Below are 6865 nucleotides of genomic sequence, written 5' to 3'. Positions count from 1 at the left end.
TTTACGTGGATACATGGAGCGTACAAAAATACTGCTTGCAGATTTTTGTGTGTGGAATGAGCGATGGATGATGCAAAAAACAATATGCTGTACTAGCTTTGGAAGCCATAAAGTACAGGGGTGGTGGGAAGTGTGGGGTTTTATCCATCCACAATAGACCGTCTGCCTTCTAAGCAGATGCTCCTTTATATGGTTTGCTTTTTAGCTTATCGGGTGGAGGTTGTTCACCATATCGTGTAGGCTTTCTAAATCGTCTTGCAAGTAACGTTCGGTAGAGCTGATGTGTCGATGTCCTGCTAAGTATTGAACCTTTCGTAAGTTGTATTGTTTTAACCAATGGGTAATGACTGAGGCTCGTATCTGTTTGATACTGGTTACTTTTTGATTGTATCTTTTTAGCTTTTTAAAGAGTTCTTTTAAAAGATTGAACTGAGCACCATAAGGAAAAAGCTGACGGTAATCTACAGGGTTTTTTACGCTCTTTATGAGTAAAGGTCTTATTTCATTGGTATATTCGATAAGTTCCATGAGTTGCCAAGCTTTTAACTCTAAAGTTCGCGAGTTGCTACGATTGCAAACAGGTATATAGATCTTTCCTTTACTAAGTTGTAGATGCTCTAACAAAAGTCCTTTAAGGTCACTGGTATTAAGCCCTTGATACACCATAAAGCCTACAATAATCTTATTACGTTTGGCGGTTAATCTGCGATATGAGTTATCTATATTTTCAGTTTCAAAACTGTAATAAAGGTCTTCTAATTCTTCTATATCTAAGATGGTATAGCTGAGTGGTTCAGGTGTTCCTTTGATGGTGGTATTCTCTACAGGATTATCTTTTCGATGCCCTCCGTTTGTTAGGTAATTAAAATAGGTGCGTAAATGTGCTAGTTTACCATTGATAGTGCTTTTACTGTTCTTTTGGTTTTTTAAGTAGTTAATATATTCTAATGAACTTCGGTAAGTAATGGTATATACAGTGATTCCTTTTGAGCTACACCAGTTTGTAAAGCTGATGACTTCTCTTAGTTTCGTTTCTGTGGTTTTTTCGGTATAGCCTAGGGTTTGTAAGTAGTTTATAAAGTCTACATAATTGGAGGTGCTCTTTTTGGTCTTATTCATCGCTAATTGTTTTTAATAAGTGTGTATAGAGTTGTGTAGATGCTAAGCTACTATGCCCTAAAAATGTTTTGATACTCTCTATAGGCACTCCTTTTTCTAATAAATGGGTAGCTATACTATGACGTAGTATATGAGGTGTAATCGACTTTTCTATAATCGCTTTATCAGATGTAGCTTTGGCGATGGCTAATACTCGATTGTATAATGTTTGCCCTGTAATTCTCCCTCCTTTAGTACTGATAAAAAAAGCATCACTACTATCAAAGTTGTAAAAGTTTGGACGAGCTTCGTATAAATAGTCTTCTAGTATTCGGGAGTTGTAAGAGTTAAAAGGAACAAAACGCTCTTTGTAGTTTTTACTTTTACGGATATGGATACGCTCACGGTCAAAAAGTACATCTTTAATATCTAGGTTCATGACCTCTGACCTACGTAGCCCACAACTATATAGGCAAGTAAGTATCGCTTTATCTCTTAAACGTATACGATACCAAGTATGACTGTATTGGGTTGCTTTAAAAAGGGTTTTTATTTGTGATTGGGTTAAGATATTACTGCGTTCTTCTGTATCGTTTTTCTCCGCCATTAAATGAACTCTAAGGAGTGTATCTGCATTATGAGCTATTAAATAATCTCTTAGTTTTCGTAGTGCTGTTTGGTGCATATTGAGATAGGTATTGCTTAAAGCACCTCCTTTGTATTGGTTGGAACGTTGTTTTAAATATTCGTAATAGTTACTTACTAAAGTGGGAGTAACATTACTAATATGGGGATGCCCTTGGGTTTCTAACCAGTAAAAGAACTCTTGCACTTTTATAGGTATTAAATACACTGTACCCTGAGCATAGCCTAAAATGTCTAACCACTCGGTAAAGGATTGTAATAGTGTTTTGTAATGCTTGTTATGTAGCTTTAATTGTTTCATTTTTTTTGCCTGCGGTGGCTCACCGTTTTTTTATCCCTCTTGACCTTTTTTTAAGTTTAGTGGCGAACCTTTATTAATACCTTATTTATCAACCTGTTAACTTCGCTATTTTGCTAGTAGCGAACCTATGACGAAGTGGCGCACCGTAGCACGGTGTGGCAAGTATATTTTTATACCTTTATTTGTGATACTGCCTTTTGTAAGGAGTTACTTATCTGCTCTTTAAGGTTTTTGTATTCATCTATATCAATGATTTCATAATGATACAGTTGTCCTTTCTTTCCTTTGGTTTTCTTGATATAGCCTTCTTCTAGTAATTGTTTGTGATACCGACGTAGTGTAGTTTCTTTTACTCTTAATCTTTTTCTTATTTCTGTACTGGTGTAGGTAGTTTGGTTGTTTTCTTGTAAATAATGTTTTAAACTTTCTAAGTAGTTTCTACAAGCTCCTGTGATGGTATCTGATTTTCTTAGGAGTACTTCTGTGATAAGCTCGTTTGCTTCTTCTATATCTTCGATAGTGGTTTCGATATATTCTTCCCCTGTTTCTTTATGGTATTTCTTCTCTCTTTGATATTGTTTATAGAATGTTATTGCGTTAATGAACTGTAAGTAGTGTGCGTTGGTTCTTCTTGGTTTAAATACAGATTGTGGAAGTTCTAAGTGCATTGCATAAGGATTGATTACACGTATAGGTTTGAGTACTCTTTGAATGTTGCGGAGAAGCTCCGCAGCTAGGTACTCTTCTTCTTCATTTACCTGTCCCGCCGACACGGCGCGTTGATAGTGCATTATTCTAGTGTCTTGCTCTTCGCTTTCATCTATATACAGCAGGAAGCTCCTGTTGCTGTTATCTTCGTAGATACTTTCTTGAGTGGTACAGCCTGCTACACTTACAGGGCCTTCCACCGTGAGGTGGATGGTTTTGGTAGTTCCTTTGCTATCCTTATGTACGACCGTTTTGGTAATACGCTTTTTAGACTGTAATTCTCGTAGTGGGTACAGTACACTTTCTGCTCCGTCTAGGTCTTCTATGAGTATTAACCTGTGTTGTAATTCGGTACGAGTGAAGTAATAAAAGGCGTTGGCTGATAATACGGTAATTTCTATTTTATCTTCTTCTGGGATGAGTTCTGCAACTTTACTTTGTAGGTGAGTTTTTCCTACTCCGCTACTTCCTAAACTAATACAGTGTAATGGGTTGTTTGTTTTACGACTGGTAAAAATGAGATACATCAGCAGGCGGTTGGTTTCTTCTCCGATTACTCCGCTTCTGCCGATGTACTCATTGGTTCTAGGTAGCAATTTTCCCTTCGTTAAAAATGCCTCTGCGGCTCGCAGTTCGGTAGCATTTAATTGTTTATAAAATGGTTTATTGGCTTGTTCCTCATTTTTTAATAACAAGAACCTGTAATTTTCTAACTCGTGGGTTAATTCTTGTAAAGTCTTTCGTACCACACTTGTACCGATGGCTAAACGTTCTGCCAATCTTCGCACAAACTTTTCTACTTGAGTATCGTTGTAAAGGTCTATACTATGACGTACTATATTTTGTGTTTTTAGTTTCTGAACCGATACCGTTACCCGTAAACTTTCTAGTTTATTAGTCTTAATACCTCCTAAAATGTGGATTTCTAGGTGTTTTGTTACGTATGCGTAGTTGTTTGGGTTGGTGGTGTCTAGATTGTTCATAAATCACTTAAAATGGTAATATAGTTCACAAATCTATAATATTTTTACTTTTTAACCAAACTATATTTATTATTCAAGTATTATATTTGTCTAAAACAATCATTTTTTGGTAACATTATTCACGTTTCTATATGATAGATATTGCTAACAAAATCACTTTATTAAGAAAAGAAAGGGGTTGGTCACAAACTGACTTAGCCAAGATTATAGGTTCTTCTAGAGAGATTATCTCTAAATATGAAAAAGATAGTGTAATGCCTTCAATTGAGATGGCTAAAAAAATAGCAGATGCCTTCGAGGTATCTTTAGATTATTTAGTAGGGGTTGGTTTAAATGCCTCTTTTGATAAAAAAATGTTACAACGTTTAGAAGAAGTAGAGAACTTACCAGAAGATGAACGTGAACGTATTTTTCATTTTATAGACTTAATTATACGTGACTATAAAGCTAAAAAAGCATACTCTTAATAACAACAAAACCACAACATCTCTGCTGTGGTTTCATTTCTATTATTTTAAAAGTTAAGTTCTAATTCCTTACTCTTGCTCGGTACTAGTCAAAGACTAGCACTAGCCCTTACGATGACATTCTATGAGCCATCGGGGAAACTGTTTCTGTTTACAATGCTGTAAGACCTCAAATGGGTTTACAAGGAAATACGCCTATTCAAACTTTTGAAGGAAAACCTATGGACTTTTCTAGCTATTCACAACGATTTTCAACCCAAAAAGCAATGAGAATTCAAGAAAACACCAAATCTAAGTGCCGAAAGTGTCAATAAGCTAAAGAACTTAAACCAAAGTAGAAGGAACTAAGTTCCTTCTACTTTTAGAATTCATATTCAAATGTTAGTTTTTATATTATTTTTTACAAACCACTTACTTTCAAGTAATTCCCTTATAAGGGACAGCTTTTGGTATAAACATCTCGTAGGGAGCAGGGCTAATCTGACCCATTACCCACATTAGGTAAAACTAAATACCCTAACACAAAGTTTAAATCGGTACTCAAATAACATATGTACCTTTTCAATTTAGTTTTTAAAATAGCAAGCTTAACAAACTCGTTAATTGACTTTGATTTCTCCAAAGAAAGTATAAGCTTTTCAAGTTCCTCTATTTCATTTTCACTAGCAGTATTCTTTCTTATTTTCCATATGGAGATTATTTTATGAATACTTTCTTCATCAGTAGATAATGATAAATCTATCAAACTATCACTAGGTAGTTTAAAAAACTCCTTTAGTATCTTTAAAATTTTGTTTTTGCTGTTTGTTTCCATTATTTTTTTTGGGGATTTGTTGTTTCTACATCAGCACCTGTTACTACTCCTCTCACTAACCATTCCATCTCTTCTGGCTTATATGACCAATAATTAAAATCAACTTGAGACTTCTTAAACTTTTTTGTTAAAATTACACCATTTCTATTTCCATTATCGCCCAAGGCAAAATTTTTAGCCACTTCTTTATTTGAACTCCAAGAAGTCCAAACTGTATTGTTGAACCCAAAAGAATGATTTTCTTCACTACTATGCGGTTGATTATTTTTACCTGAACGATAAGCATTAGGTATAGCCATCCCAATTAAAGCCTCTCCATATTGTTCCATATTTTCACTTGAAACTCCTCTAAATAATGTTATAGCATCATCATTATTGTCAGTCTGATTATCCGAAGATATAAAATCATCTTCTGATAATGGTTGAGCTCCTTCAAGAAAATCTGGTTGTTTTGTAGGTGCATGAGCTTCAGTTGGTGTCATTAATGCAATAACAGTAGTCAAAGCTGTACTTGCCCCTGAAGCTACCTTAGAAATTAAACTTGGTTTTTTTACGACCTCTTTAGCTACTTCTTTAGTTGTTTCTTGGACTACTATCATTTTACCCAATCCACCACCTATAAACCCTTCTTTTGTTTGAGGTCTTTGATTTTGATTAATTACTTTTATAGGATCATGATTAGTAGTATCTCCTCTACCTTTTTTATTGGTAGTACCACCCTCTAAACCTTCCAATTCAACCTTCCAAATCGGGCTATTATGAGCAAACTGAAAAGTAGAGATAGACATATATTCACTAGAAACAGGGTCGACTCCAAAAAACCTACCGAGCTCTGGCATATAATTACGATACCTGAAAGTTAACCAATTCAAGCCAAATTCTTTATTCATTTCTTGACCTAAATACGTTTGGTAATCATTCTCAGCTCCTATTACATTTGAATTATACCCCTTATGTTCAAGTCCAAATGGATACGTATTTCTTTCATCCAAAATCTCACTAGATGCCTGTATAACTCCGTCATTATTTAGGTCTGAATAGGATAATCTTATACTTCCTAAATGGTCAGTATAAGAGTACACGTAATTAAACGTACCATTATCATTCTTTACATAACCTTCTGGATGTGAAAATTGCTTTAAAGCTCCGTTCTCATAAACAAAGTTTCCTGCATACTCCACCGTCTTATTAGCTAAAACTTTCTTCTGCTTTTCTCCTTTGGCATCATATATAAAACTTATATTGTTGCCATTAATGGTTACTTGTGTTGGTAAATTAAGATGATTGTAAATGATGTTGGTAATCCCTTTATTCCTATTAACAACCATGTTTCCATTTATGTCGTATTCAAAATCATTATTGGTATTTGTACCATCTTTAAATCCATAGGTTTTATTTCCTGCATCGGTAACTTTCAAAAGCTTATTACCATTATCATAGGTATATGATAAATTATCCATTACCCCAAAAGAAGTTGCATCTGCGTTCAAATGACCTTTTCTTGTAAGTGTCAGAATATTTCCCATTTTATCATAGGTAACATTCGATAAGTCATAATTTGGGGTTGAAACTCCTGTTGCACTTATCAGCCTATTTAATCCATCATAATTGTACGAGTATGTTTTGGTACTGGTATCTACGTTTAAGGTATTCCAACTCGTTTCGCTTATATTCCCATTAAACAGGGGCGTAGCTCCGTTTGTTGGATTATTGTAGTTGATAGTAAAGTTAAATAAATCACTGCGTTTTTTTTCTCCGCATACCCTTTTTTACCGCATATATCTCCAGAAAATTTGTAAAAAGAACGTCCTGCCTGCATTACATCGTCTGGTAAATGTAAAAAAATTAG

At 34.8% G+C, this 6865-nt stretch carries 7 protein-coding genes; 1 reads left to right on the top strand and 6 read right to left on the bottom strand.

Annotation, left to right across the window (positions count from 1 at the left end; translation table 11 throughout):
• Window positions 1–201: 201 nt before the first annotated feature.
• From ACKTSW_RS08475 to ACKTSW_RS08465, 3 genes are all read right to left on the bottom strand, one after another.
• Window positions 202–1119 (bottom strand): tyrosine-type recombinase/integrase, encoded by a 918-nt coding sequence (locus ACKTSW_RS08475; RefSeq protein ID WP_408024846.1) that lies wholly within the window; start codon window positions 1117–1119, stop codon window positions 202–204.
• Complete coding sequence (locus ACKTSW_RS08470) at window positions 1112–2044, bottom strand: tyrosine-type recombinase/integrase (RefSeq protein ID WP_408024845.1); 933 nt, start codon at window positions 2042–2044, stop codon at window positions 1112–1114. Before ACKTSW_RS08470 ends, ACKTSW_RS08475 begins: the two co-directional genes overlap by 8 nt.
• A gap of 170 nt (window positions 2045–2214) precedes the next feature.
• On the bottom strand, window positions 2215–3735 hold the full coding sequence (locus tag ACKTSW_RS08465; protein ID WP_408024844.1) for a hypothetical protein: 1521 nt from the start codon (window positions 3733–3735) through the stop codon (window positions 2215–2217).
• A 131-nt stretch (window positions 3736–3866) separates the two neighbouring features.
• Between ACKTSW_RS08465 and ACKTSW_RS08460 the strand changes: the two genes are divergently transcribed.
• On the top strand, window positions 3867–4202 hold the full coding sequence (locus ACKTSW_RS08460) for a helix-turn-helix domain-containing protein (protein ID WP_408024843.1): 336 nt from the start codon (window positions 3867–3869) through the stop codon (window positions 4200–4202).
• 475 nt (window positions 4203–4677) lie between these two features.
• On the opposite strand, the gene ACKTSW_RS08455 is transcribed toward ACKTSW_RS08460, so the two are convergent.
• The 3 genes from ACKTSW_RS08455 to ACKTSW_RS08445 all read right to left on the bottom strand — a co-directional run.
• Window positions 4678–5016, bottom strand: coding sequence for a hypothetical protein (locus ACKTSW_RS08455; RefSeq protein WP_408024842.1), 339 nt, complete (start codon window positions 5014–5016; stop codon window positions 4678–4680).
• Entirely contained in the window at window positions 5016–6542 is a 1527-nt protein-coding gene (locus ACKTSW_RS08450; protein WP_408024841.1) for an RHS repeat domain-containing protein, read from the bottom strand. Before ACKTSW_RS08450 ends, ACKTSW_RS08455 begins: the two co-directional genes overlap by 1 nt.
• A gap of 140 nt (window positions 6543–6682) precedes the next feature.
• Window positions 6683–6865 (bottom strand): hypothetical protein (locus tag ACKTSW_RS08445; protein ID WP_408024840.1); only part of this gene is annotated, 183 nt, incomplete at its 5' end.

It is taken from the genome of Tenacibaculum sediminilitoris, assembly GCF_964513795.1.
Taxonomy (GTDB): Bacteria; Bacteroidota; Bacteroidia; order Flavobacteriales; family Flavobacteriaceae; genus Polaribacter; species Polaribacter sediminilitoris.
The sequence above is the reverse complement of the archived record's forward strand: the minus strand, read 5'-3'. Positions and strand labels throughout refer to the sequence as shown.

Excerpts from the sequence above, each read along its gene's own strand:
- ACKTSW_RS08460 (WP_408024843.1), top strand. The coding sequence starts at position 3,867 with ATGATAGATATTGCTAACAAAATCACTTTATTAAGAAAAGAAAGGGGT.
- ACKTSW_RS08465 (WP_408024844.1), bottom strand. The coding sequence starts at position 3,735 with ATGAACAATCTAGACACCACCAACCCAAACAACTACGCATACGTAACA.
- ACKTSW_RS08450 (WP_408024841.1), bottom strand. The coding sequence starts at position 6,542 with ATGGGAAATATTCTGACACTTACAAGAAAAGGTCATTTGAACGCAGAT.
- ACKTSW_RS08475 (WP_408024846.1), bottom strand. The coding sequence starts at position 1,119 with ATGAATAAGACCAAAAAGAGCACCTCCAATTATGTAGACTTTATAAAC.
- ACKTSW_RS08470 (WP_408024845.1), bottom strand. The coding sequence starts at position 2,044 with ATGAAACAATTAAAGCTACATAACAAGCATTACAAAACACTATTACAA.
- ACKTSW_RS08455 (WP_408024842.1), bottom strand. The coding sequence starts at position 5,016 with ATGGAAACAAACAGCAAAAACAAAATTTTAAAGATACTAAAGGAGTTT.